The sequence below is a fragment of the Cobetia sp. MM1IDA2H-1 genome (assembly GCF_002916775.2).
Lineage (GTDB): Bacteria > Pseudomonadota > Gammaproteobacteria > Pseudomonadales > Halomonadaceae > Cobetia > Cobetia marina.
The window spans coordinates 1,685,426-1,710,196 of sequence record NZ_CM133225.1 but is presented as its reverse complement, the minus strand read 5'-3'; the positions used below and the strand labels follow the sequence as shown (position 1 = coordinate 1,710,196).

Below are 24,771 nucleotides of genomic sequence, written 5' to 3'. Positions count from 1 at the left end.
GCCACGGCAAGCTGAAACGAACCTGAATGAAGAGACTATTTACGTGTTGGCAGATGCACGTTGACTCTCAATCCCCCTGCTGCTCCTGATGAGTAGCTCACGCAACCCGCGTATTGCTTGACGAGATGCGAAAGAATGGAGAGCCCCAACCCATAACCTGGGTAAGTTTCGTCCTGTCGCCATCCACGCTCGCCAAGATGGGCCAGTTGTTCCTGCGGCACCCCAGGACCATCATCCTCAATACAGAGTACGACCTGGTCACTCTCTATCGTCACTCGGCATTGCACCTGATTGACAGACCACTTGCCCGCATTATCCAGCAATATCCCGAGCATTTCGGTGAAATCCTGTGTCTCGACACTCACCCAGCCATCAGCATGCTCAACAGGCAAGTTCAGACATTCCAGCAAGAAGGTGCGCTGCGGATAGAGTCCCTGGAACATCTCGATCAATCGCCTGGCCTCTTCAGCAGGGCGCGTGGTCTGGCCCGTACGTGGGCCAGCAATACGGGCTCGCCTGAGTTCGGCCTCCAGCTGGGAGTGTATCGCTTCGACACGTTGCAGCATCTTGCCACGACGTACCTCATTGATCGGGCGTGTGCCCCGCAACACCTGCGTCAATGCCGCCAGAGGTGTCTTTAGAGCATGGGACAGGTTGGCGACGGACTCTCGTGAGCGAGTCAGCCGGCGATCAAATTCATCCAGTAGCTTATTGAGCTGCGACACCAGCGTATCCAGCTCCGACGGCACCGTGAGGGCAATCCGCTTTCGATGGCCGGTTTGGAGTTCACTCAACTGATGACGCAAGCCACTCAAGGGCTTGAGACCCCGTCTTACCGCCAGCAGATTGAGTGACACGAGAATTCCCCACAACAACAAGGCGCTGGCACCAATCCACCAATGAACTCGGGTCAAGCCCTTCTCCACTGGCGAGAAATTCTCGGCAATCAACAATTGCACCCGTTGCCCGCGCAGATCAAAGCCATACCGATAGGCCAACATAGGCTGCTGCTGCAGCTGATGCATGAACAACGCATCCCCCTTGCCCTCAAGCAAGGGAAGCATCTCCGTCGGCATGGCAGAAAGCGAAGTACTGACCTCGTTCCCGACTCGCAACACATAGAAATGATGAAAGCTCAGAGACTCCTCGCGTGCCGCCACCATGAGCTGGGCAACAGGACGCTCATCTTTCTTGAGCAAGGTGACGATGTGAGATGCCTCATCCTTGAGACGCTCACCAAGAAAATCCTTCGCCAGCTCGTGCAGAAAGACCCCATGCAGATACCAGGCAAACAACACTACAGCGAGGGATGCCCCTCCCAGGCGTGTCAGCAGACGAAAACGAAGGCTACGACGATCGATGTGAAACAAGCAGGTACCCCTGTCCGCGACGGGTCTGTATCAAGTCCTTGCCCACGCGGCGGCGAAGACGAGCGATATAGACTTCCACCAGATTGGGTGCAGCGGCATCCTGCTCCAGTGCATAGAGCTGATCCAGCAACTGCACTTTGGAATGCACTCTGTCTGGATGATGCATGAGGTAGCGCAGCAAACGGAATTCGGTAGCCGTCAAGGTCGACCAATCCTCGCCGTCGCAACGGACACGTTGCGACTCCTCATCCAGCTGAATCCCGCTGACCTCAAGATACGTATGGCCTCCCCCTTGGCGACGCCGAAGCAGCGCATGAAGTCGCGCCAGCAACTCGGCTTCATGAAATGGCTTGGTCAGATAATCATCTGCCCCGCTGCGCAACCCCACAACCTTGTCCTCCCAGGTATCACGTGCCGTAAGAATCAGCACGGGAATATCCACGTGAGACTGTCGCCAGCGTTTCAGCAACTCCAACCCCGAACCATCCGGAAGCCCGAGATCCAGAACGACCAATGCATACTGTTCCGTCGCCATGAAAGCCTGTGCTTCATGCAGACTCGTGGAGACATCCAGTCGATAGCCATTATCTTCCAGCAGTTCAGCGAGGCTTTCTGCCAGCAGGTCATCATCCTCAAGCAACAACAGCTTCATGCCTACCCTCCTTTATCCCACTGACCTTCACTGAACACCGCTCCCATGGCAAGCGCAACATCTGCAGAAAAGCCCCCCATCCTGCAGGTATATGCTGAGTGCTGGCTGAAAAGCGCCAGCCACGGCAATGACAGGCACCGGACACTACACCATTGCCTTTGGAAAGCACCTCTCTGATGTCCAAGTCAGCCGACACTTGCCAGCTCATCAGCGGATGAATCTTCCAGGGGGGCCTGCAACACCCTCAGGTGACACCTGAGATACTGGGCAGAGCCTCTCTGTCACGGTAGCCTTGCACGCCTGTCAGGCAGGTCATGCATCATGTCGACTGTCTTGCCTGAGCCCCCATTCCCTCTCTTTATTGGCTATCTGCACAGGATGCCCGCAATGCCCGCCAATTCCGCCGATATTCCCTACCTCGCAAGCCTGCTTGACGGCCTCGCGCAGTATTTCCCGCTCTCGCTGCCCATCGTCATCGCGTTGATCCTGCTGGCTGCTGCCACCTCCGCGCTGTCTGCGGCTGTCGGGGTCGGCGGTGGAACGTTGCTGATCATGATCATGGCGCAGTTGATGCCTGCTACCGCCTTGATTCCGGTGCATGGCATGGTGCAGCTGGGTTCCAACGGCGGGCGCATGGCGATGACCTGGCGCCATATCGACATGCGCCGGCTGCTGGCCTTTCTGCCGGGTGTGGCGCTGGGTGCGCTGGTCGCGGCCTGGGTGTTGATCCGCTTGCCTGAGGGGGTGCTGGAGCTTTCCATCGCGCTGTTCGTGCTGTTCACCTGCTGGGGGCCGCCGCTGCCCAAGCGGGCTTTGAGTCGCACGGGCACCTTGATCGCCGGTGCCATCACGACGTTCCTTTCGAGTCTGATCGGTGCCAGCGGCCCACTAGTCGCGAGCTTCATCAAGCAAGGCGGCGGCGAGCGTCACACCAAGGTGGCGACCTTCGCGGCCTGCATGGTCGCGCAGCACCTCACCAAGGCCTTCATCTTCGGCATGGCAGGGTTTCTCTTCCGGGAGTGGTTGCCCCTGATCGTGCTGATGATCGGTGCGGGCCTGATCGGTACCCGCCTCGGACTGCGCTTTCTGGATCGCGTCTCCAACCGGCACTTCGATGGTTTGTTCAAATGGGCGCTGTCGTTGCTGGCGCTCAGGCTTGCCTGGCTGGGTAGCGTCTCTCTGATCAGTCATTGATAAGCCACCAGGCGGAGCTTGGGGTGCGACATTATTGTGGGGGACACCACAGTGCTGGCTGAGGTAACGTGCCCCTTCTGCAAGTGCATACCTCTGGCCAGAGGGTGTGAATCCCCATGGCTGGACCATGCACAAGTCAACGCGACCGAAGCCCAGAGGACATCAAGATGACGCATGCAAGACATTGGCTCACCACACTCGTCGCTGGCAGCCTGCTGTTCAGTGGCCAGGCATTCGCTCACGCCCATGTCAGCAGTGCCAATCCCGCGGACGGCGCCAGAATCGCCTCGCCGACTAGCATCAGCCTCACCTTCAGCGAAGGGCTGGAGTTGCCCTTCAGTGGCCTGGGTCTCAGCAGAGTCGATGGCAACCCCGTCTCCCTGGGGGATGCCACTCTCGACAATGGCGGCAAGACGTTGAACGCTCCGGTCAGCAAGACGCTCGAGGCAGGAAAATATGCCGTCAAATGGCATGTGCTTTCCACCGATGGTCACAAGACCGAAGGCCAGTATCAGTTCACCGTCGCGCCGTGATCGGCCCCGATAACGCCCTTGCCGCGAGCCGCTTCGTCCTTGACGGAGCGGTCGTGTTCCTTTGGGGCGTCAGCGGATTCCTGCTGACATCGTCATCGCGCGAGCTGCGCCTCTGGCTTGAGGAGCGCTGGTCGGGGGCCTTGCACCTGGCACTGGCATTGGCCGTGACCGCCACTGCCTGCCAACTGCCACTCCAGACTGCCATCATCGGGGCTGGCTGGGGAGATCTCTCCAATGTCTCCCTGGCATGGAGCGTCATGACCCAGACGACCTCGGGGCTTGCCTGGGCAGGCAAGGCAGGCATCCTGTCGATGGCACTGCTGGCGCTGATGGTAATTCCCGCACATCGCCTGGTGGTCCTGGCGCTTGCGAGCATGGCAATGTTGGCAAGCCTTGCGTTCTCCGGTCACGCCGCCATGCACGGTGGCTGGCTGGGAGGTATTCACCGCGCCAATCAATGGCTGCACCTACTCAGTGGTGGCTTCTGGATCGGGGCGTTGTTCCCGGTGGTGTCCACCCTGCGTGCATTGCATGCCGAAACTTTGTGCCAAGCCGCCAGAGCTGCCTTGATACGCTTCTCCCGCATGGGCCACCTCGCGGTCGCTCTGGTGGTCGTGACGGGGGCCCTCAATACCGGGCTGATTCTCGGGACACCCCCGCTGGACTGGTCACACCCTTATCAAGGACTGCTGGCCATCAAGATCGGGCTGGTGCTCAGCATGGTCAGTATCGCCCTCTTCAATCGCTATTGGCTTGTGCCGAAGCTCTCCGGCCAGGGCGGCACCACACGAGCCCTTGAGTGGATGACGCGACTGGAAGTGATGTTGGCGGCGCTGGTACTGGGGCTGGTCGTGACGCTTTCCGCCCTCGATCCCTACTGATGATCGCAGCTTGCGTCTCCGTCCTCTCTACAGCGCCGCCCTTGCTGTCAAGATCCCTAGGCCTTCTTGCCTGCATCATCACCATGACGTGTCTGCATTACTCACCATCAAAAACGCCCCGCTCAGCCAGCAGGCTGAGCGGGGCGTTGCTTGTCATGCATCAACTACAGATAAGAGGGATCAGAACGGATACTGACGTGGCTCGACCTGCAGACTGACCCATTGATCGGTGGTGAATTCCTCCAGCACCCAGTCGCCATTGAAGCGCCCAAGGCCTGAATTCTTCTCGCCGCCGAAGGGCGCGCGTGGATCATCATTCACCGGCATGTCATTGACGTGCACCATGCCCGCCTCGACCTGACGCGCGAAGCGCTCGCCGCGTGCGATATCCGCGGTGAAGACCGAGGCCGAGAGGCCATATTCGGTGCCATTGGCAAGTTCCAGCGCATGCGCTTCATCACGGGCTTTCTGAATGCCGACCACCGGACCGAAGATCTCGTTCTGCGCCAGGCTCATGTCATTGGTGACATCGGTGAACACATGCGGCGGCACCAGCTGACCCTGAGTCTCGCCCTCAAGCATTACCTTGGCGCCCTCGCCCTTGGCCGTCTCGATCATCTCGAGCAGACCATCACGCTGCTTGGCATTGATGATCGGCCCGATGACGGTATCGTCCTGTGCGGGGTTGCCGACCTTCAGCTCACGGGCACGCGCCACGAAGCGATCGACGAAGGCGTCATGGACCGACGCATCGACGATGATGCGGTTGATGGCCATGCAGATCTGCCCTTGATGCAGGAACTTGCCGACCAGAGCGGCGTCTACCGCCTGCTCGATGTCCGCATCGTCAAGCACCACGAAGGGGCTGTTGCCGCCCAGCTCCAGGGCAACCTGCTTGAGGTGATCGCCACCGACGGCGCGCCTGCCGATGCCCTTGCCCACCTGGGTGGAGCCGGTGAAGGAGATCAGCCGCGGTACCTCGTGATCCACGAAGGCATCGCCGATCTCGCTGCCGGCACCGACCACCACGCTCAGGACACCGGCAGGCAGCCCCGCCTCCTCGAAGAGCCTGGCCAGCAGCAGGCCGCCGGTCAGCGGAGTATCACTGGCCGGCTTGATGACGACGCTGTTGCCAAGTGCCAGTGCCGGCGCCAGGGAACGCTGGGTCAGATGCAGCGGGAAATTCCACGGGCTGATGATGCCGATGACACCCAGCGGCTTGCGGAAGACACGGTTCTCCTTGCCCGGTACCTGAGCCTCCATCACCATCCCGGCCACGCGATTGGCCATCGCGGCGGACTCCAGCGTGATCGCACGGGCCGCGGCCAGCTCCGCCTGAGCCTTGAGGCGGGTACTGCCCGACTCACGAATCAACCAGCCGAGCAACTCCTCGCGTCGCTCGTCCATCAGCTCCACCACCTTGTGCATCACGCCAGCGCGCTCGCTCGCCGGTGTCAGAGCCCAGTCAGGCTGGACATCACGCGCCCTGCGATAGCTGGCATCGAGATCCTCGGCATTGGCCATGGGAATCGAGAGCAGCGAGCTCTGATCGAAGGGGTCCACCACCTCAAGCGTCCTGCCGGCTCGGCCGTTACGCCATTCTCCGGCGAGGGGTAGCTGCTCGAGGTTCTGATAGTCGCAGGACATGAGTCACTCCGTGTCATGAGTATGATCAGGACATGGCGGTGCCGGAGCAAAACCCAACCGTTGCATCACAGCTGTGCCAGAATGGCACCTGCAACTGACCAGACCGTCCTTAACCGAGTGGAATGAGAGTCACTGGATGAGCCCCGAAGATCTGCAGAAACTGACGACCCGCCAGATGCCCTATGGCAAGTACGCCGGACGATTGATTGCCGACCTGCCCGGCGATTACCTGGGCTGGTTTGCGCGCAAGGGATTCCCGCAAGGCGAGATAGGTCGCTTGCTGGCACTGATGCACGAGATAGATCACAACGGGTTGAATGCCCTGCTGGAGCCGTTGAGACGTCGCTGACATGCAGAAGATGAGGTTCACGACAGGCGGCCGCTGGCCTCCAGTTGATCGAACATGTCGTGCAGCGTCGTCTCGAGGGGCCGGTAGATCAGCCCCAGCTGCTCACGGCTGCGGGTATTGTCGAACACGAAGGCATGCCCCACGTTGCGTGAGACGATCTTGCGGGTCACCGCCCTGTTGGCCAGCGGACCCGCCAGCCACACCAGCCATCTGGGCAGCTGGCGAGAGGGAATCGCATATTGCGGGCCGGCGTGATGACTCAACAGGCGCCCCAGCGCAATGAAGCTTGAGGAGTGCCCGGCGACCAGATGACGCCCGGTGGCCGTGGGCAGGAACCCCGCCGCCAGATGTGCCTCGGCGACATCCCGCACATCCACCACGCCCATGCCGTAATCCGGCGCGCCTATCCTGAGCGTGCCGTCACAGAGCTGCGTCATCAGGCTGAAGGATTCGCCGTGCGTGTCATCGCTGATCGCGGGGCCGAGCACCAGCGAGGGATTGATCACCACCAGCCGCCAGCGCGACTGCTGCTCGGCGATCTGCCAGGCGGCCTGTTCCGCCAGCGTCTTGGAGTGGGAGTAGGCCTGGTGTGTCAGCGACGCCGTGGTGTTCCAGACACTCTCGTCGAAACAGCCACGCGGGGTGTCCAACGCATCGGCATTGTCACTGTAGATGGCAGCACAACTGCTGGTCAGCACCACGCGTTCGACACTGCTCTGACGATTGGCTTCCTGGAGCACGTTACGCGTGCCCTCCACTGCTGGCCGCACCAGATCGCGCTCGGGATCCTCGACACTGACGACAAAAGGCGAGGCGGTATGAAAGACCACGCGACATCCCGCCATCGCTTCGGCGTAAGAGCCCTGCTCGAGCAGATCACTGGCGAAGACGCGCAGCTTGCCCGACATGCTGTCTTCCAGTGCCTTGAGTGCCGCCAGACGTTCGGTGTTACCTGGATCCCGCACGGCGGCATGCACTGTCAGATCCTCCTGCAGCAAGCGACGGATCAGCTGTCCCGCCACATACCCCGTCGCTCCTGTCACCAGAACGGGTTGCGACCTGTCCAGATGAGCCAATGCGGCTAGCGTATTGTCATTGAGCGGCATGGAGAAGCCTCAGGGAAGGGAAAAACAGCGGGAATCGCTCTCTGCCTGGGAGCCCCCTCTCAAGCGGACAGCTTGACGAACCAGGTCCACAGGCCGCCGAGAATCAGCGACTCGGCAGCAAAGCGGAACAGATGACGCATGTCGATGCCATCCAGCATCAACCCCATCAGGCGTGCCGTCATGATGCCGGCGATACCCGCCACGGCGAGTGTCACCAGCACCGGCAACACTCCCAGACCGATCGGCGGATACATCAGCAGGTACCCTACCGCGATGACCCAGCCCCAGCGGATCCGGCGAGAGATCGCCGCACCCGTTTGTCTGGGCACGGTCAACGGCGTGTCATCCGGGCCCTTGAAGCGATTGACCAGCTCCGGCACTGCCGCAAGCAGCACACCCGCCGCCAGCACGAAGCCCCCCAGAATCTGCAATACCATCATCATCGTGCCATCTTCCCTTGTCCGGTAATCAATGGCGCACATGCTACCAAGACTGTGCGGGCTTTGCCTGACCGGAATACGCGCCCTCACAAATCCTCGGGAAGGGCCAAGGGCTATCTGTACCCATTCTTTCCTCCGGGCATCTTCCCATATGCGGCACGCTGATCTATCATCGCACCATCGTCATTTCGACAAGTCTCGACATATGGACAAGATGATATGAATGATACTGACAGCCTGCCCGGCCCGCAGGCCACGCTGGACACCTTCGCGGCGCTATCCCAGGCCACGCGTCTGGACACGTTTCGCCTTCTGGTACGCCATGAACCAGAGGGACTACCGGCCGGCGAGATCGCCCGTCGTCTCGAGGTGCCGCACAACACGCTCTCGACCCATCTTGGCGTGTTGAGTCGCGCGGGGCTGATCCACTCCCAGCGCGAGGGACGTTCGTTGATCTACCGCGCCAACCTCGAGCACATGCTCGCCACCGTGCAGTTTCTGGTACGCGACTGCTGCGCTGGCTCCTCGGTGGTCTGCGATCCGTTGCTGGCCTCGCTCACCCTGCCCAGCTGCGGTGACGCCCACACTCCCGGTACGTCGCAGGAGCCCGGAAACGATGACTGAATCCACTCGCTCTTCCCACACGATCACGATCTACCACAACCCGGCCTGCGGCACGTCACGCAATGTGCTGGCCATGCTCAAGGCTTCCGGTGAGACACCGGAGGTCATCGAGTATCTGGTCACACCCCCGACACGTGAGACGCTGGAAGCATTGATCGACGCCATGGGCGGTGGACCGCGCCCGCTGCTGCGCCGCAAGGGTACGCCGTATGAACAGCTCAATCTGGATGACCCGTCCATGAGCGATGCCGAGCTGATCGACGCCATGATGGCCCACCCGATCCTGATCAATCGCCCCATTGTGGTGACGCCCGCAGCCAAGCGCCTGTGCCGCCCGTCGGAGACGGTACTGGAGCTTCTGGACAACCCGGTCGCGCACTACACCAAGGAGGACGGCGACGTCGTCCACGCCCCAAGGACTTGACCCATGAACGCACACACTTCCACCCACTCTCACCTGTCGACAGGCGACACCATGACAGACGCGATGAAAGCGGCATTGGCCGACCTGCCCAATATCGACGCCGAACACTGGCGACCGCTGGAGATCGACCGCCTGGCCGGCCCGGATGCACCACGTCATGCGCCGCGCATTCTGGTGCTGTACGGCTCCCTGCGTGAGCGTTCCTTCTCGCGCTTCGCCGCCGAGGAAGCGGCGCGCCTACTGCGTGCCTTCGGTGCCGAGGTGCGCCTTTACTCGCCGGCCGGCCTGCCATTGCCGGATGACTGCGAGGCCGATCACCCCAAGGTGCAGGAGCTGCGCGAGCTGGCCCAGTGGTCCGAGGGCATGCTCTGGGCCAGCCCTGAACGTCATGGCGCGATGACCTCGATCATGAAGGCGCAGATCGACTGGATTCCGCTGTCACTGGGCGGCGTACGTCCTACCCAGGGCAAGACGCTGGCCATCCTTCAGGTCAGCGGCGGCAGCCAGAGCTTCAACAGCGTCAACCAGATGCGCATTCTGGGCCGCTGGATGCGCATGCTGACCATCCCCAACCAGTCATCCGTGCCCAAGGCCTTCAATGAATTCGATGAAAACGGCCGCATGCGCATGTCACCGCTGTATCTGCGCATCGTCGATGTCTGTGAAGAGCTGATGAAGTTCACCTGGATGAACCGCGAGCGCAGTGACTATCTGACCGAGCGCTATTCCGAGCGTGTCGAGAGTGCCGAAGAGGTCTCGAAACGCGTCAATCAGAGCACGATCTGACGCTGTCCGTGTTCGCACACGTCGTGCTTCTCTTGCTCTTCCCCCTCGACAAGGAGACGTCATGCTTGCCTTGGCAATCTTCGTCATCACGCTGGCACTGGTGATCTGGCAACCACGCGGTCTGGGCATCGGCACCAGTGCACTGGGCGGCGCCGTGATCGCACTGGTCTGCGGCGTGGTCACGCTGCCGGACGTACTGGTGGTGTGGGACATCGTCTGGGACGCCACCTTCACCTTCGTGGCACTGATCATCATCTCGCTGATTCTCGATGAAGCGGGCTTCTTCAGCTGGGCGGCACTGCATGTCGCACGCTGGGGCGGCGGCAATGGGCGCAGGCTGTTCCCACTCATCGTGCTGCTGGGTGCGGTGATCGCGGCCTTCTTCGCCAATGATGGCGCGGCCCTTTTGCTGACACCGATCGTGATCGCGATTCTGGTACGCCTGGAATTCTCGGCGGCGGCCTCGCTGGCCTTCATCATCGCCACCGGGTTCGTGGCGGATTCCACCAGCCTGCCGCTGGTGATCTCGAATCTGGTCAACATCGTCAGTGCCAACTACTTCGACATCTCCTTCACGCATTACGCCGCGGTGATGGTACCGGTGGATCTGATCGCACTGGCCTCCACGCTAATCGTGCTGTGGCTGATGTTCCGCAAGGAACTACCGTCACACTATGCGCTGGAGAAACTCGAGGCACCGTCGAGCGCCATCAAGGACCCCCAGGTCTTCCGCGCGGCCTTTCCGCTGCTGGGGGTACTACTGGTGTCCTACTTCGTGACCGCGCCGCTGGGCATTCCGCTCGCCGTCGTCACCGGCAGCGCCGCGCTGGTTCTGCTGGCCATTGCCGGCCGCTGGCTGGGCAGCGGTGATGCCGTGATCGAACTCGGCCCGGTGCTGCGCGGCGCGCCGTGGCAGATCGTGCTGTTCTCGGTGGGCATGTATCTGGTGGTCTACGGGCTGGGCAATGCCGGCCTGACCGACCACGCCAGTGACATTCTCGCCTGGCTTGCCAGCCAAGGCAGTCTGGTCGCGACCCTCGGCACCGGTGTGCTGGCCGCCGTCACCGCCTCGGTGATGAACAACATGCCGGCCACGCTGATCGGCGCGCTGGCCATCGACCACCTCACCGCGCAGCAGGTCAATGACGCGACGCGTGAGCTGATGGTCTACGCCAACGTGATCGGCAATGACCTGGGGCCCAAGTTCACCCCGATCGGCAGTCTCGCCACACTGCTGTGGCTGCATGTGCTCGATCAGAAGGGCCATCACATCAGCTGGGGGCAATACATGAAGGTCGGCCTGATCCTGACGCCGCCGGTACTGATCGCCACCCTGCTCGGCCTGTGGGCCTGGCTGGGTGTGCTCAATGGCTGACGGCCCGCCATCTCCTGGCCAAGGGCCATGGCTTAGATCGCGACCCATGCCGTCATGACATGGGCACTTGCACAAGAAAGCCCCGCCGCATCCCGGCGGGGCTTTTGCGTTGCGTGCGTCATTGCCCGAGATAGAGATGTCCGCCGTCATAGCTGGCGGCGGCTGACGATGACTCCACTGTCGGCCGCTTCACCCTCGGCGGCGATCTGCGCGCGCATCCAGTCGCAGAATTGCTGCACGTGTCTGGCAGGCTGCGGGTGATGGAACAGCCAGTAGGCACGCTGGCGGTTGGCGGCCATCTCGAACAGGCATTCCAGGGTGCCGTCCTCAAGCTCCTTGCGGATCAGGCGTGGCGGACACAGCGCGACCCCCTGCCCCGCGACCACCGCAGCACTCAGCAGACTGAAGTCCTGATAGAGATCGCCCTTGTCGAGTTGGGAGGGATACAGCCCGCAGTTGTTGAACCAGTCATGCCAGGGCTGGCGCGACTGGTCGTGGATCAGCTCCAGCTTCAACAGGTCCGCCGGCTGGGACGGGCGGCGGTGATGCTCCAGATACAGCGGACTGGCCACCGGCTGGGTAGCCCCCGAGAACAAGCGGAACGCCTGTGATGCCTTGTCCGGGAGTTCGTCCTGCCAGGTGATCATCACATCGACCTCCGGCAGCAGTCCCCGCGCACTGACGCCGGCATATTGCAGGCTGACCGCGATATCAGGGCATTGCTCGCGAAAGCTGTTGAGCCGCGGGATCAGCCAGCGCACCGCCACTGAAGGAAGACAGCTGACGCGCAGCTGGCGCCGCTGATGCACGCCTTGTGGGTCGACCTCGAATTCGGCCACCGACTGCTCGATTCTGGCAAAGCCGGCCTGCAGGCCATCGGCCAGTCGACGCCCGGCATGTGACAGCACCACGCCGCGTCCAGCCCGCTCCAACAGACTGACCTCCAGCGTGGCCTCCAGGCGGCGGATCTGGTGACTCACCGCCGATTGGGTGATGTTGAGCTCATCCGCAGCCGCAGTAATGCTTCCCAGGCGTGACACGACCTCGAAAGCATTGAGCGATGACAGACTGGGTCGCATGGGTTGTCCTTGATGACTGGCCTGGCCGGGTGCCAGAACTGGGTGCCGAGTGCCTGTGCCAAGCGCTGTGCCGAGTACTTGCGAGCAGCGCCCTGATAGAAGAAAGGCGTCAACCAGCACATGACGGCCACCCATGATATTGAGTCATATGTTAAACGAAAAATGATCAGTTTTCTGCAATCCACCTCATGGTTAAGGTGACGGTGTCAGTGCTATTGCCAGCTCCCCGCGGCTTGTTCCGTGCAAGCCTGCTGCAACACGACATCACTGGTGAACAATAACAAGACGCCTCGGCGTCACCATGAGGTCTCCTAGGATGAACTTACCTGTCCTGCTGTCGTTCGGGCTCTATCTGCTGCTGATGCTGGGCATCGGCATCTACTTCTATCGCATCACCCACAATCTGTCGGATTACATCCTCGGGGGACGCGGCTTGCCGCCAAGCGTCGCGGCCTTGAGTGCCGGCGCTTCCGATCTCAGCGGCTGGGCCCTGATGGGCCTGCCCGGCGCCATCTTCAGTGGTGGCCTCTCGCAAGCCTGGATCGCGGTATGGACCCTGGTCGGCGTCTACCTGAACTGGACCCTGGTCGCCGAGCGACTGCGCGTGTTCACCGAAGCGGCCGGCAATGCGCTGACGGTGCCGGATTATCTGGAAGCGCGTTTCGAAGACCGCTCGCGCGTACTGCGCACTCTGTCATCCGTGGTCATGCTGGTGTTCTTCACCTTCTATGTCTCGGCGGGCCTGGTCGGTGGTGCCGTGCTGTTCGAAGGGCTCTTCGACATCGATTACCGCGTCGCACTGTGGTTGGGCGCGCTGGTCATCGTCGGCTATACCTTCCTCGGTGGCTTCCTCGCCGCTTCGTGGACCGACCTCATCCAGGGCCTGATGATGGCCGCCTCGCTGTGTGCCGTGGCTGCCATGACGGCGGTGGCGCTGTTCGGCGATGGCGCAGCCGCCCCGGCAGCGGCGCAGGATGTCGCCCCCATCGGTGGTCTAATGGAAGGCGTGACCTTCCTGGGCATGCTGTCGCTGGCCGGCTGGGCGATCGGCTACTGTGGCCAGCCACACGTCGTGGTGCGTTTCATGGCCGTGCGCAAGCGTGAAGATATCAAGGTGTCACGTCATATCGCCCTGCTGTGGTCCGCCATCACCATGGCAGCTGCGGTAGCAGTGGGCGTGCTGGGTTACTACTGGTTCGGCGGTGAGCTGGGTGGCGGTCTCACGGACAGCGAGCGTGTCTTCATCTCCCTGAGCCAGATCATGCTCAACCCCTGGGTGGCAGGCTTCATTCTGGCCGGCGTCCTGGCCGCGATCATGAGTACCGTCGATTCCCAGCTGCTGGTCTGCTCCAGCGCCATCGCCGAAGACATCTACCGTGGCTTGATTCGCCCCAAGGCGACGCAGAAGGAGCTGGTCTGGCTGAGCCGTGCCAGCGTGATCGGCATCGCACTGCTCGCCACCGTGATGGGCAGCGAGCGTGACAGCAGCATCCTGGGCCTGGTGTCCTACGCCTGGGGTGGCTTCGGCGCCGCCTTCGGTCCCGTCATCCTGCTGTCATTGTTCTGGCGTGGCATGACCCGCAATGGCGCCATCGCCGGCCTGCTGGTCGGTGCCCTTACCGTCGCGATCTGGAAGCCGCTGAGCGGCGGCCCGCTGGAGATATTCGACATGTTCGAGGTCGTACCCGGCTTCCTGTTCGCCCTGATCGCCGTCGGCATCGTCAGCCGCATGAACGCAGAACCTGCCGCCAGCGCCTGCTTCGACCGTCTGATGAAGCACTGGCGCCGCGAACAGGCCTGACCCCGCGCAGGGGGACCGAGAAACTTCCCTGTGCCCTGCAGATACCGCCACTGCCGGCCATCACACTTGCCGGCAGTGCACGAAAGCCCCGACCGGGCAGCGAATTCCAGGCAGTCCGGCCTGGTCATCAGACCCAATTTCGATTTACGAGGAGTCCTGTCATGAGTGATGTACCTGCCGCCTATCAAGCCAGCAAGGGGTCGATTCTGGACATCGATCGCGACTTCTACGACAGCCTCACCGAAGGCAAGGCCAAGCGCACGCTGGTCGCGACGCATACCGTGCCGCTGCGCGATGGACTGGCATGGGAAGTGCCGGCGGGCCACGTGCTGCGCATCAAGATCACCGAGGGTTCACAAGTCGGCGATTTCAACATGTGGAACCTGCACAACCCGCGTGAGCGCATGTGGGCGTCTCGCACCCGCCAGCTGCAGCGCGCGCATGTCAGCACCTATGATCGCCTGTGGTCCACATTGCCCTACCTGCGCCCGATGGCGACCATCATCGATGACACCCTCGCCGACTATGGCGTCGATGCAGAAGGCGGTCGCGTGCATGATCTGCTGGGTACGCGCTGCGACCCCTACGTCAATCGCCTGCTGACCGGCGAGGACTTCGATCACCACTGTCACTCCAACCTGGTGCGCGCGGTGGCGCCCTGGGGCCTGACCGAATTCGATATCCACGATGTGCTCAACATCTTCCAGTGCACCGGCCTCAACAACGAAGACAAGTACTTCATGAAGGCCTGCCCGGCTCGCAAGGGCGATTACCTGGAGTTCTTTGCCGAGACGGACCTGCTGTGCGCGATGTCCTGCTGCCCGGGTGGCGATCTGTCTGTGGACCTGTGGGGCCCTGATGCGCGTGACCCGCTCGAGACCTGCAACCCGCTCGGTGTCGAGATCTACCAACTGGAAGGCGACGTTCTCGCAGGCTGGGAGTCGCCCAAGGTCGCGGCTTACGCCGGCAACCACGGCCGCCAGAACCCCACCACCGATTGGGCCGCCATCAAGCGTGAGCGCTGCTGTTGATGACGCATTGCTCGCTTGGCACTTAACTTCAAAGGCCCCTGTCGATGTTCATGACAGGGGCCTTTGAATGTCCCGGAGAGACATCACCACTCTCAATCACTTCGTGTCTGATCAAGCAACTGATGATGCACCGCGAGCAGTTCCTTCCAGAGGGGTGAGAGGCGACCGATCAACTGCGGATCGAACTGACGCCCGGCCTGGGCAACGAACAAGGCGATCAATCTGTCCAGCGGCCATCCCGCCTTGTAGGCCCGAGGAGACGCCACTGCATCAAAGACATCCATGAGCCCGACCACTCGGCAATGCAAGGGCAGTGCCTGCGTCATGATCTGGCCAGGGTAGCCAGAGCCATCCCAGCATTCGTGATGCCCTACCGCAATCTCGATACTCAGCGTACGCAGCGGCTCCCCTAGCGTGTCGAGCAGCAGGCCACCTTCACTCGCATGGCGCTGCATCAGGCAGCGCTCCTCTGGTATCAGCGCTCGTGGGCTCCTGCAGTAACTCGCGAGGGATGGAGAGCTTGCCGATATCATGCAGCAGCGCCGCATGGTGCAGTGCCTGCAAGGAAAGCCAGCGCGCCTGCGGGTCGAGCAGCCTGGCATAGAGCGAGACCGAAAGCCCTGCCACCCGCCAGGAATGCGCCAGGGTGTCAGCATCATGTCGGTACAGCCGTTCCAACAGGTCAAGCGCCTCCGGCGCGAGCGTCGCCACACCGTAGGGCGGTTGATAAAGGTAATTCGGCAAGTGACACATTCAGACTGACAACGCACTGGCCAATGCAGCGATCAGGTTCATGAGCGACTCCCTGTCAGATTGATCCCTACTGGAAACTCCGTGACTTGCCGCCAGCACATCGCGCACGCAATGCGTGAATCCCCAGCGGTTTCCCACTGAAGGTCGACATTCACAGGAGCATCGTGCTCCTAATCAACTCAGCATGACTCACTTGGTAAAGAAGCACACAATCAGGCATTGCGCTCATCAAACCAGGTGACCAGATGTTCGATCAGACGCATGGTACGCAGCGGACGATGGCGCTCACGATGGTAGATCAATGACAACGGCACATCCGCCGGCTGCCAATCCTGCAGGATTTCCTTGAGCTCACCGCTTGCGATGGCGTCATCACAGTAGAGTCTGGGCACGCGAATGATGCCGTTGCCGGCCAGGGCACCACTGACCAGCACATGCCCGTTGCGACACTGCAACTGGGCACTGATATCCACCTGTGTCTCGCTTTTCGGGTCATGTCGGGCGCGAAAGCTCCAGCGCGCGACCGAGCCCACCAGGCAGCGGTGAGCCTGCAGGCCACCGGGAGTTTGCGGTGAGCCATGCCGCGAAAGATAGTCAGGACTCGCCACGACCACATAGGACAGAGTCGCCAGCGGACGGGCAATGAAATCGGCATCCTCGAGTGCACCCATGCGCAGGGCGATATCGAAGTCATCGCGAATCAGATTCACGCGATGACTGCTGAAATCCAGTTCGATCTCGACCTCCGGCCAGGCCTGCATGAAGGCGTGAACGGCTGGCCCCAGCAGACGCTCGCCGATGGGGCCCCCAACACTGTTGAGCCGAATCCGGCCGCGCATGGCGTTACGCTCTTCACGCACCAGCGTCACGATCTGCGCCATGTCGCCCAGCGCACTACGACATTGCGCGTGGAGAAGATGACCACTCTCGGTGAGCCGCAACGAGCGAGTGGAACGCTGCATCAACGTAACGCCCAGCAGCTTCTCCAGCGCGGTGACCTGCTTGGACACCTGTGAACGCGATACGCCCAACGTCTCGGCGGCCCGGGTGAAACTGCCGTGATCCGCTGTCATGACAAAGGCACGGATATCGGCAAGGGGAAGCGAGTCGAGCATGTGAAGCTCTCCGGACAGTAGTGACATCGAATGAAGGCAGAGACCCTCGAGACGTCAGTCTATCAGCCAATCCGATTGAATCAGCGGCAGGACCCGATACGTCAGGCCCCGATGTCGAGTCGTCGCAACGCATCAGGGGCGCATTGGAGCGCCCCTGGTCCACGACAGTTGCCTGTCGTCCCCTCTTCATAAAGAGCAATCAGCTCATAAAGAGCAATCAGCGGTGTTACCAGCCCACGCTGGCCGACAGGGTAATTTCCATCGGATCGCCCACCAGTACGCGCGTGTCACCGCCACTGCCGTAGTAATAGGCGGTATCGAACAGATTCTTCGCATTCAGCTTGAATTCGGTGTCCGGACCGAAGAAGTCATGACGCCAGCCGACGAAGGCATCCGCCACGGTGTAGGCATCCATCGAGAAGCTATTGTCGTCGTCACCTTCACGCTCACCGACGTAGCGCACGCCACCGCCGACACGCCACTCGCCGTAGGATGGATCAATCGCCAGATCATGTGCCAGATAGAGGCTAGCCGCGTTGAGCGCCGCGTTCGGCAGACGATTGCCCTCGGTGCCTTCGGTATCCTCGAGTACTTCGGTATCGGTGTAGGCATAGCTGAACAGCAAGGAAGTACGATCCGTCAGGGCGCCTTCGAGGCTGAATTCCAGGCCTTGCGAGCCGGCTTCACCGATGGTGCGAGTCACCCCATTGTCAGTGACTGCGACGTTCTCCTTGCGGATCTGGTAGAGCGCCACAGACGTCGCCAGACGCGGATTCCACTGACGCTTGTAACCGATCTCATAGCCCTTGCCGAGCTCAGGATCGAGGCTCTCGCCACTGTCGCTGTCGCTGCCGTTGGGCACAAAGGATTCGCTGTAGCTGAGGTACGCGGAGCTGGCATCGTCGATGCGATACAGCAGGTTCGCGGAGGGCAGGAACAGATCGTCGCTGTAATCGGGGTCAGATACGAAATCCTCGCCCTGCCCGCTCTGCTGATCAAACCAGGTGTAGCGCCCGCCAAGGCCCAGAATCCACTTGTCACTCAGATACCAGCGGTCGCTGACATAGACCCCGATGGCCTGACTCTCGTCGAGACGATTGCTGCGCGAGGTGTTGATGTCGTCGGAGGTCACCTGGGCCAGCTGGCCGTGATTCACGTCGGTGACGGTGGAGACCGTGACGGAGTCGCCGAAATAGCGCTCATCCAGATAGTCGCGGGTGGTCTCGTAATCGGCACCGATGACCAGCTGGTGACGCTGCCCGGCAATCTCGACATCACCCATGGCGTCCAGCGCCGTGTAGTGCTCGCTGCGTTCATAGCCCTGGTTCTCTTCGGCGCGCACGGTCACATCACCGCTATCGCTGACATTCGTGACGTTGGCGCGCGCATCGCTGTACTGGCGACGCGTCCAGCCGTAGGTCAGCTTCATGTCCCAGTTGTCGGTGACTTCCTGCTTCCACCAGGCATTGACGGACTCGTCATGGCCATAGACGCGGTTCCAGGATTCATCGAAACGCGTGCCACGCGTGACGTTGGCGGCGCTGCCGTTGTAGAAGACGGTGCCACGATCGATATCCAGCTCGTAGTCCTGATACTCGTAGCTGATCTGGGCGCTGCTGTGCTCGCCCTCCCAACGCAAGGACGGGGCGATGGTGGTGCGGCGGTCATTGCCGTACTCGCGCCAGGAGTCTTCATCCTCATGCGAGAGGATGAAGCGATAGGCCAGGCCGGTATCCTCGATGGGACCGGTGGTGTCCAGGGTGGTATTACCACCGCCGAAGGAGCTGACTTCACCGCTGATCTCGGTGTGCGTCTTGTACTGCGGACGCTTGGTGACCATGTTGATTACGCCGCCGGGGTTCTGCTGGCCCTGGAAGAGCGATGACGGCCCCTTGAGGACTTCGACGCGGTCCACCGTCGCCGTGGTGTAGGTACGGCGCGGCTGACGGATGCCATCGATCAGCATCGAGCCATCGCTGTTGCTGCCGAAGCCTCGCTTGACGAAGCCATCCTCGGTGCCACCCAGCGTATTGCCCAGCTGAATGCCAGCCACCGGCTGCAGCGACTCTTCCAGGTCATCGAGATTGAAGTCGTGTATGACCTGCCGGGTCACCACATTGATGGTGCGGGCCTGCTCGAGAAACTCCACCGACTGCTTGTTGGCAAGGCTTGAGGCCTCTGCACGGTAACTGCCCGGCGCCACTTCCGATTCCCGCTGGCCGGTGACCACCATCACCGAGCTTGCGACTGCCGAGGCGTCCTGCGCCGACTCACCTGCCGCCAGTGTGGTACTCGGCAATGCCATGAGGCTGAAGACCAGACAGGAAAATGGCCCCTTGCTCTTGCTGACGGTATTCTTGTTGACGACGTGGTTGCGAGAATGACTTGGCACCTGGAACCCTTCTATGTGATGTGCCAGCGTCCTGCTGAATCAACATCTCGCCCTGTATTCGACAGAGCATGGCCATGACTGACGCCCCCTGCGCCAGCAAATTGAACGCGAATGATAATCTTTACCATAAAGTGTCGCAACGTTATCTCGAGAATCCAGCCAGCAGGTGGCCGAAGTCATCGCCATTGGTCGTGATGAAAGCAGTCGCTTGCGCTCAAGGGGCAAGATGACGCTCCTCATTGAGGACCGCTCATGGGACGCCGAGCCACCAAAGGGGGGTGACGAGCGGGACAATGCTGCAGGACATTGACACAGGGAGAATGAACGCTCTACCCTGTAGAGATAGAACAAACGCTCTCCCTGAAATCTTCGACGATGGTCCTTCCATGATTCAGCACGACATCGCCGCTCGCCTGGAAGCCCTCTTCAGCCAGCGTGGCTTCGCAGAACCCAGTGTGTCAGAGCTCAAGGCTGCCTCTGGCGTGAGCCTACGCACCCTCTACCGACATTTTCCTTCCAAGGAAAGCATGGTCATCGGTGCCCTCCAGCATCGCCATGAGCGCTACCTCGCCTTTCTTGAGGACGAGGTGCCCAGCGATGGCGCCGCTGCGCTCAGTCATCTTTACCGACGACTGGGCCACTGGATGAAGCACGAAGCCCCCAATGGCTGCATGTCGATCAATGCGTTGGCGGCCTTCCCTGACAACCGTGACGTCAGTGATGCCGTCACCCGTCACAAGCGGGAAACCCTCCTTTGGCTTGGCACGCGCAGTCGGCGGAAAGATCTCGCCAACGAATTGTTCCTGATTCATGAAGGGGCATCCTCGGCCTGGCTGGTACTGGGCGACACAGCGATCGAAGCGGCACTTTCCACCACCCTCACCCTCCTGGGAGAACCTCGCAAATGAGCGCTGTATCCACACGCCATGACACCATGCACGGTATCTAACTGACCGGCCACGGCGGCCCGGAGGTGCTGGAAGTGCGCGACGACATCCCCCGTCCGGTTCCCGGCCCGCGCGACGTACTGGTGCGCGTCGGGGCTGCTGGCGTCAACAACACCGACATCAACACACGCCTGGCGTGGTACTCCAAGGGCGATGGCGGCTTCGCCGAATACACCAAGGTGGCAGCACGCCATGCACACCCCATCAAGAGCGCACTGAGCGATGTGGAACTGGCCTCATTCCCATGTTCCTACTCCACCGCCGAGAACCTGCTGACACGCACGCAGCTTGCCAAGGGGGAACGCGTGTTGATCACCGGCGCCTCAGGGGGGTCGGCTCTGCAGCCGTTCAGCTCGCCAAGGCACGTGGTGCTCATGTGATCGCCATCACCAGCGGTGCCAAGGCAGAGTCGCTGCCCAGGCCGTCTTCCAGCAGAAAGGTCATGTGGGCAAGGTCGTGCTCAAGGTTTGCCAGGACTGAGTCAGTTTCCTCAGGGACTGATGGCCAGAATGCCAAAGGGCTACCCGATGGGTAGCCCTTTTTGATTGCAAGACAGCGGCAACTTCACAAGACATTAGACATTGTGTCTTGAGGGTCAGTCGGCGCGCTTGTCTTCGGTATTGGTGTCGAAGTCACTCGCCGAGTGGCGTTCGATCAGTTGCTCATGCGGCTCCCCCCAGAAACGATTGACCATGCGACCACGCTTGACCGCAGGACGCTCGGCAATCGACTTGGCCCAGCGCTGCACATGGGGATAGTCCTGCACGGAAAGGAACTCGGCAGCGTCATAGAGCTTGCCCTCGGCAAGCGCGCCATACCAGGCATAGATGGCGATGTCCGCGATGCTGTATTCATCACCCGCGATGTAGGCATTGTCAGCCAGCTGACGATCCAGCACGTCCAATTGACGCTTGGTCTCCATCGCGAAACGGTTGATCGGATACTCCATCTTCTCCGGGGCATAGGCATAGAAGTGGCCAAAGCCTCCACCCAGATACGGCGCAGAGCCCATCTGCCAGAACAGCCAGTTCATGACCTCGACCCGCTTGGCCGGCTCCTTGGGGATGAGCGCGCCGAACTTGTCCGCAAGATGCAGCAGGATGGAACCGGACTCGAAGACACGCACAGGCGTGTCGCCACTTCTATCCATCAGCGCAGGAATCTTGGAATTGGGATTGATCGCGACGAAGTCACTGCCGAACTGATCGCCGTCACCGATGCGGATCGGCCAGGCATCATATTCCGCACCGGAGTGTCCGAGCGCCAGCAGCTCCTCGAACATGATGGTGGCCTTCACACCGTTCGGTGTCGCCATGGAGTAGAGCTGGAAGGGATGCTCCCCGACCGGCAGCTCCTGGTCATGCGTCGGTCCGGCGATCGGCCGATTGGTGCTGGCAAACTTGCCGCCACTTTCACTTTCCCATGTCCAGACCTTGGGTGGCTGATAGCTGTCGCTCATACCCTTGACTCCTTGGCATCCTGTTGAAGCTTCAAGACTTCGATGGCGTCAGAAACGTCGGTGTTGTGGCGCTCTGACTCGGTAGCCCAGTTATGACGGTCAGACGCTTGTGACACAAGGGGATGAAACGACGAAAGTTTGTTGCTAACATGCCACCAGTTTTTGGGGAGTAGCCCGCTCTCGTTACCCAACGAGAGTCTCGGTTGTCAACATGGTCGGCAGGCATTGCCGTGGCACCGAGGACCCACCTATCCAGATCATGCCCATGATCGGTCAGGACAAGGTTCGGCGAGACCAATGACAGTCAGACGCTTCCGGCCGGTGGTGTCTCGCTGTTATTGACTCGTAACCGGCCTGGAACTTCCTGACACATGCCTTTGCTATCGACATTCCTGCTCGCCTTTTCCATGTCCTGCGACGCCTTCGCTGCTGCCTTGTGCAAGGGTGCGGCCATTCGACGGCCGTCCCTGAAAGATGCCCTGCGCATCGGCCTCATCTTTGGCGTCATCGAAGCCATCACCCCCATGATCGGGTGGCTGATCGGTCGCTCATTGGCCGTCTACGTCGAACAGTGGGACCACTGGATCGCCTTCGCTCTGCTGTTGCTGCTCGGTCTCCACATGATTCATGAGGGGCTCTCCAAGGACGAGGAAGATGAGGATTGCAGCACGCCGCAATCGTTGCCCCGCCTGATGCTGACTGGCCTTTCCACCAGCATCGATGCCATGGCCGTCGGTGCCGGGCTTGCCTTTGCTGGCGTGAATATCATCACCACTGCGCTGGCGATCGGCACCGCCACCTTCGTGATGGCCACCACCGGTGTGATGCTCGGGGGCGTATTGGGCAAGATGGTCGGCAAGCGCGCGGAAATCATCGGTGGCCTGGTGTTGATCGGCATCGGCACGACCATCCTGCTGGAACACACCGGCTATCTTGGCTAAGGCTTTCCCCAGCAGGCCAGAGCCCCCAGCAAGGGGGCTCTGGCCCGACCAGTCCCTGCCCCTGGCGATGGATGCGTCTCCGCGTTCCGCCAAGGGTCCCTTGAAAACCCTGACAATGGCGTCATTCAAGAGGGACATGTGGCGTATCGCACATCTTGATATCCAACAGGGGAGCCAGATTGCATGTATACACGCAAGCTTCATCCAGGTAGTGAATTTCCGGCCATCCAGGTCCAGCGCCACGATGGCGAAACCCTGACGCTCGGCAAGCCCCAGGGCGAGCATGATTGGCAACTGGTGGTCGTCTATCGCGGCAAGCATTGCCCGATCTGCACCAAGTTCCTCAACAAGCTGACGGAATATCGTGAGCGCTTCAGCGCACAAGGCGTGGATCTCGTCGCCGTCTCTGCCGACAGCCAGCAGCAGCTGAACGAGCACCTCGAATCTCTGGATCTCAATTTCCCGATTGCTGGTGGCCTGACGGTAGAGCAGATGGAAACGCTGGGGCTGTTCATCTCCACGCCACGCAGCGAGAAGGAAACCGATCACGATTTCCCGGAGCCGGCCTTCTTCATCGTCAATGGCGAAGGCAAGGTCCAGATCGAAGAAGTCGCCAATGCGCCCTTCGTACGTCCTGACCTGGACACGCTCATCGGGGGTATCGAGTTCATCCGCAAGCCGGACAACCACTACCCGATTCGCGGCACCCGCGATTACGGCTGAACCTTTCAGGGTTCAGGTCGCGCAGGAAAGCCGCCCCGCAGCCTTGGTGCTGCGGGGCGGCTTTGTATCAGGGCCTTCAAACCTGCCCTGTATCGTTGATCACTCTTTCCTCTTTCTTTCGGCTTCCTTTCGCCACTCTCTCCTTCCCCCTCCCTTCTTTGATCATCCCGCTCTTACCTCAATCTGTCCTTGCCTCACTCCGCCTGACAAGCCAGAAACGCACCTCGAATAGAAAGCACGAAAAAATCTTGATCCCGTGACATCCAGACGGGAAAGGCCAGCGTTATGAGCAGTGCAAGGGAGACAACGACACACCTGCAACCGCTAGCTGAACCTTATCTGTCTACGGAGTCGTCAAGATGAAAACAATCGCCTGTATCTCTGGTATTTTCGCTGCCCTCGCAATGAGCCCGATGGCTCAAGCCATGGAAATTCCCGAAAGCGTCACGGTGCCGAAAGGCAATGACGTCGCCATGGAAACTGTTGGCGTCGGCAAGATCAAATGGGCCTGTGAAGCAAAGGATGATGGCACCATGGGCTGGGTCTTCAAGGGGCCGGATGCTGCGCTGAATGATGCTGATGGCAAGCAGGTCGGCAAATACTATGGTCCGCCCGCCACCTGGGAATCCATGGATGGCTCCAAGATCACCGGCACACAGCTGGCGGTAGAGCCCAACGGCAAGGGCAATATTCCGCTGCAGCTGGTCGAGGCCAATCCGGCCGAAGGTGAAGGGCATATGCAGGGCGTCACCTATGTGCAGCGCCTCAATACCCAGGGCGGTGCCGCTCCTGACATGGCCTGTGATGATGCCCACAAGGACAAGGTCGAAATCGTGATGTACCAGGCCGATTATCTGTTCTACAAGGCCATGTAATCTTGAGCCAGAGATAAAGAAGATTCACCACTCGATGTCGTGTGACAGAGCGCATTGACACAGGGAAGGTGAGATCATGAAAAGCCCCGACATGCAGAAGCATGTCGGGGCTTTGTCGCCATCAATCCCGACAGGAGATGGATGATTCCGGCTGGATTTTTTGATCAGTCCCGTCTGGCGACAACGGCGCCATGGCGAAGACAGACAGTCTGCCATTCAAGTGCAAAAGCCGTGAGTCTGATTCTCCCGGGCAGTGAGAAAGCTTCTGAGCCGG

General features: G+C 60.8%; 26 protein-coding genes. 15 read left to right on the top strand and 11 right to left on the bottom strand.

All coding sequences use genetic code 11. The features are described 5' to 3' along the window. Positions 1-35 precede the first annotated feature (35 nt). Together BOH68_RS07350 and BOH68_RS07345 are read right to left on the bottom strand one after the other, a co-directional pair. Positions 36-1,370 (bottom strand): ATP-binding protein, encoded by a 1,335-nt coding sequence (locus tag BOH68_RS07350; protein WP_077376835.1) that lies wholly within the window; start codon positions 1,368-1,370, stop codon positions 36-38. Beyond that, complete coding sequence (locus BOH68_RS07345; protein ID WP_077376839.1) at positions 1,348-2,022, bottom strand: response regulator; 675 nt, start codon at positions 2,020-2,022, stop codon at positions 1,348-1,350. Before BOH68_RS07345 ends, BOH68_RS07350 begins: the two co-directional genes overlap by 23 nt. A gap of 387 nt (positions 2,023-2,409) precedes the next feature. Here BOH68_RS07345 and BOH68_RS07340 point away from each other — a divergent pair, with 387 nt between their 5' ends. The 3 genes from BOH68_RS07340 to copD all read left to right on the top strand — a co-directional run bounded on the left by BOH68_RS07340 (position 2,410) and on the right by copD (position 4,630). Then, positions 2,410-3,216, top strand: a complete 807-nt coding sequence (locus BOH68_RS07340; RefSeq protein WP_077376842.1) for a sulfite exporter TauE/SafE family protein — start codon at positions 2,410-2,412, stop codon at positions 3,214-3,216. Between the two features lie 167 nt (positions 3,217-3,383). Next, positions 3,384-3,749: a copper homeostasis periplasmic binding protein CopC gene (gene copC, locus BOH68_RS07335; RefSeq protein ID WP_077376845.1), complete on the top strand. Its 366-nt coding sequence runs from the start codon at positions 3,384-3,386 to the stop codon at positions 3,747-3,749. Next, entirely contained in the window at positions 3,683-4,630 is a 948-nt protein-coding gene (gene copD / locus BOH68_RS07330) for a copper homeostasis membrane protein CopD (RefSeq protein WP_077376848.1), read from the top strand. Before copC ends, copD begins: the two co-directional genes overlap by 67 nt. Positions 4,631-4,810: 180 nt before the next feature. On the opposite strand, the gene BOH68_RS07325 is transcribed toward copD, so the two are convergent. Further along, a complete protein-coding gene (locus BOH68_RS07325; RefSeq protein ID WP_077376850.1) occupies positions 4,811-6,277 on the bottom strand; it encodes an aldehyde dehydrogenase family protein in 1,467 nt (488 codons plus the stop codon). Positions 6,278-6,413: 136 nt separating this feature from the next. Between BOH68_RS07325 and BOH68_RS07320 the strand changes: the two genes are divergently transcribed. Beyond that, positions 6,414-6,626: a DUF3820 family protein gene (locus tag BOH68_RS07320; RefSeq protein WP_052384432.1), complete on the top strand. Its 213-nt coding sequence runs from the start codon at positions 6,414-6,416 to the stop codon at positions 6,624-6,626. Between the two features lie 17 nt (positions 6,627-6,643). Here the strand turns inward: BOH68_RS07320 and BOH68_RS07315 are convergent, their stop codons facing one another. Next, positions 6,644-7,732, bottom strand: coding sequence for an NAD-dependent epimerase/dehydratase family protein (locus BOH68_RS07315; protein ID WP_077376853.1), 1,089 nt, complete (start codon positions 7,730-7,732; stop codon positions 6,644-6,646). Positions 7,733-7,791: 59 nt separating this feature from the next. Further along, on the bottom strand, positions 7,792-8,175 hold the full coding sequence (locus tag BOH68_RS07310) for a hypothetical protein (protein WP_077376856.1): 384 nt from the start codon (positions 8,173-8,175) through the stop codon (positions 7,792-7,794). A gap of 216 nt (positions 8,176-8,391) precedes the next feature. On the opposite strand from BOH68_RS07310, the gene BOH68_RS07305 reads away from it, so the two are divergent. The 4 genes from BOH68_RS07305 to BOH68_RS07290 all read left to right on the top strand — a co-directional run bounded on the left by BOH68_RS07305 (position 8,392) and on the right by BOH68_RS07290 (position 11,381). Beyond that, positions 8,392-8,796, top strand: coding sequence for an ArsR/SmtB family transcription factor (locus BOH68_RS07305; protein WP_077376859.1), 405 nt, complete (start codon positions 8,392-8,394; stop codon positions 8,794-8,796). Continuing rightward, positions 8,789-9,220 carry an arsenate reductase (glutaredoxin) gene (arsC, locus tag BOH68_RS07300; protein ID WP_077376862.1) on the top strand — a complete coding sequence of 144 codons (432 nt, stop codon included), beginning with the start codon at positions 8,789-8,791 and terminating at the stop codon, positions 9,218-9,220. The genes BOH68_RS07305 and arsC overlap by 8 nt, the downstream gene beginning before the upstream one ends. A gap of 63 nt (positions 9,221-9,283) precedes the next feature. Next, positions 9,284-10,006 (top strand): arsenical resistance protein ArsH, encoded by a 723-nt coding sequence (gene arsH / locus BOH68_RS07295; RefSeq protein ID WP_077377424.1) that lies wholly within the window; start codon positions 9,284-9,286, stop codon positions 10,004-10,006. A gap of 61 nt (positions 10,007-10,067) precedes the next feature. After that, entirely contained in the window at positions 10,068-11,381 is a 1,314-nt protein-coding gene (locus BOH68_RS07290) for an arsenic transporter (protein WP_077376865.1), read from the top strand. 146 nt (positions 11,382-11,527) lie between these two features. On the opposite strand, the gene BOH68_RS07285 is transcribed toward BOH68_RS07290, so the two are convergent. Continuing rightward, entirely contained in the window at positions 11,528-12,460 is a 933-nt protein-coding gene (locus BOH68_RS07285; RefSeq protein ID WP_170877434.1) for a LysR substrate-binding domain-containing protein, read from the bottom strand. Between the two features lie 316 nt (positions 12,461-12,776). Here BOH68_RS07285 and putP point away from each other — a divergent pair, with 316 nt between their 5' ends. Both putP and BOH68_RS07275 read left to right on the top strand, forming a co-directional pair. After that, positions 12,777-14,261: a sodium/proline symporter PutP gene (gene putP / locus BOH68_RS07280; protein WP_077376871.1), complete on the top strand. Its 1,485-nt coding sequence runs from the start codon at positions 12,777-12,779 to the stop codon at positions 14,259-14,261. Positions 14,262-14,422: 161 nt separating this feature from the next. Next, positions 14,423-15,292 (top strand): urea carboxylase-associated family protein, encoded by an 870-nt coding sequence (locus tag BOH68_RS07275; RefSeq protein ID WP_077376874.1) that lies wholly within the window; start codon positions 14,423-14,425, stop codon positions 15,290-15,292. Positions 15,293-15,384: 92 nt separating this feature from the next. On the opposite strand, the gene BOH68_RS07270 is transcribed toward BOH68_RS07275, so the two are convergent. The 4 genes from BOH68_RS07270 to BOH68_RS07255 all read right to left on the bottom strand — a co-directional run bounded on the left by BOH68_RS07270 (position 15,385) and on the right by BOH68_RS07255 (position 19,552). Continuing rightward, positions 15,385-15,747: an HD-GYP domain-containing protein gene (locus BOH68_RS07270; RefSeq protein WP_170877435.1), complete on the bottom strand. Its 363-nt coding sequence runs from the start codon at positions 15,745-15,747 to the stop codon at positions 15,385-15,387. Then, positions 15,728-16,036, bottom strand: a complete 309-nt coding sequence (locus BOH68_RS07265) for an HD domain-containing protein (protein WP_170877436.1) — start codon at positions 16,034-16,036, stop codon at positions 15,728-15,730. The genes BOH68_RS07270 and BOH68_RS07265 overlap by 20 nt, the downstream gene beginning before the upstream one ends. A gap of 221 nt (positions 16,037-16,257) precedes the next feature. Then, positions 16,258-17,160 (bottom strand): LysR family transcriptional regulator, encoded by a 903-nt coding sequence (locus tag BOH68_RS07260; protein WP_077376882.1) that lies wholly within the window; start codon positions 17,158-17,160, stop codon positions 16,258-16,260. 226 nt (positions 17,161-17,386) lie between these two features. Then, entirely contained in the window at positions 17,387-19,552 is a 2,166-nt protein-coding gene (locus BOH68_RS07255) for a TonB-dependent siderophore receptor (protein WP_258038278.1), read from the bottom strand. A gap of 386 nt (positions 19,553-19,938) precedes the next feature. On the opposite strand from BOH68_RS07255, the gene BOH68_RS07250 reads away from it, so the two are divergent. Together BOH68_RS07250 and BOH68_RS07245 are read left to right on the top strand one after the other, a co-directional pair. Beyond that, complete coding sequence (locus BOH68_RS07250) at positions 19,939-20,460, top strand: TetR/AcrR family transcriptional regulator (RefSeq protein ID WP_077376884.1); 522 nt, start codon at positions 19,939-19,941, stop codon at positions 20,458-20,460. A gap of 74 nt (positions 20,461-20,534) precedes the next feature. Beyond that, on the top strand, positions 20,535-20,879 hold the full coding sequence (locus BOH68_RS07245) for an MDR/zinc-dependent alcohol dehydrogenase-like family protein (RefSeq protein ID WP_219815818.1): 345 nt from the start codon (positions 20,535-20,537) through the stop codon (positions 20,877-20,879). 215 nt (positions 20,880-21,094) lie between these two features. Here the strand turns inward: BOH68_RS07245 and yghU are convergent, their stop codons facing one another. Continuing rightward, on the bottom strand, positions 21,095-21,958 hold the full coding sequence (gene yghU / locus BOH68_RS07240; protein WP_077376888.1) for a glutathione-dependent disulfide-bond oxidoreductase: 864 nt from the start codon (positions 21,956-21,958) through the stop codon (positions 21,095-21,097). A 371-nt stretch (positions 21,959-22,329) separates the two neighbouring features. On the opposite strand from yghU, the gene BOH68_RS07235 reads away from it, so the two are divergent. The 3 genes from BOH68_RS07235 to BOH68_RS07225 all read left to right on the top strand — a co-directional run bounded on the left by BOH68_RS07235 (position 22,330) and on the right by BOH68_RS07225 (position 24,497). After that, positions 22,330-22,899, top strand: a complete 570-nt coding sequence (locus BOH68_RS07235) for a manganese efflux pump MntP (RefSeq protein WP_077376891.1) — start codon at positions 22,330-22,332, stop codon at positions 22,897-22,899. Positions 22,900-23,082: 183 nt separating this feature from the next. Next, the gene (locus BOH68_RS07230) at positions 23,083-23,622 is read left to right on the top strand and encodes a redoxin domain-containing protein (RefSeq protein WP_077376894.1); all 540 of its coding nucleotides are present in this window, start codon (positions 23,083-23,085) and stop codon (positions 23,620-23,622) included. A 425-nt stretch (positions 23,623-24,047) separates the two neighbouring features. Continuing rightward, entirely contained in the window at positions 24,048-24,497 is a 450-nt protein-coding gene (locus tag BOH68_RS07225) for a DUF3455 domain-containing protein (protein ID WP_255303242.1), read from the top strand. The last annotated feature ends 274 nt before the right edge of the window (positions 24,498-24,771 follow it).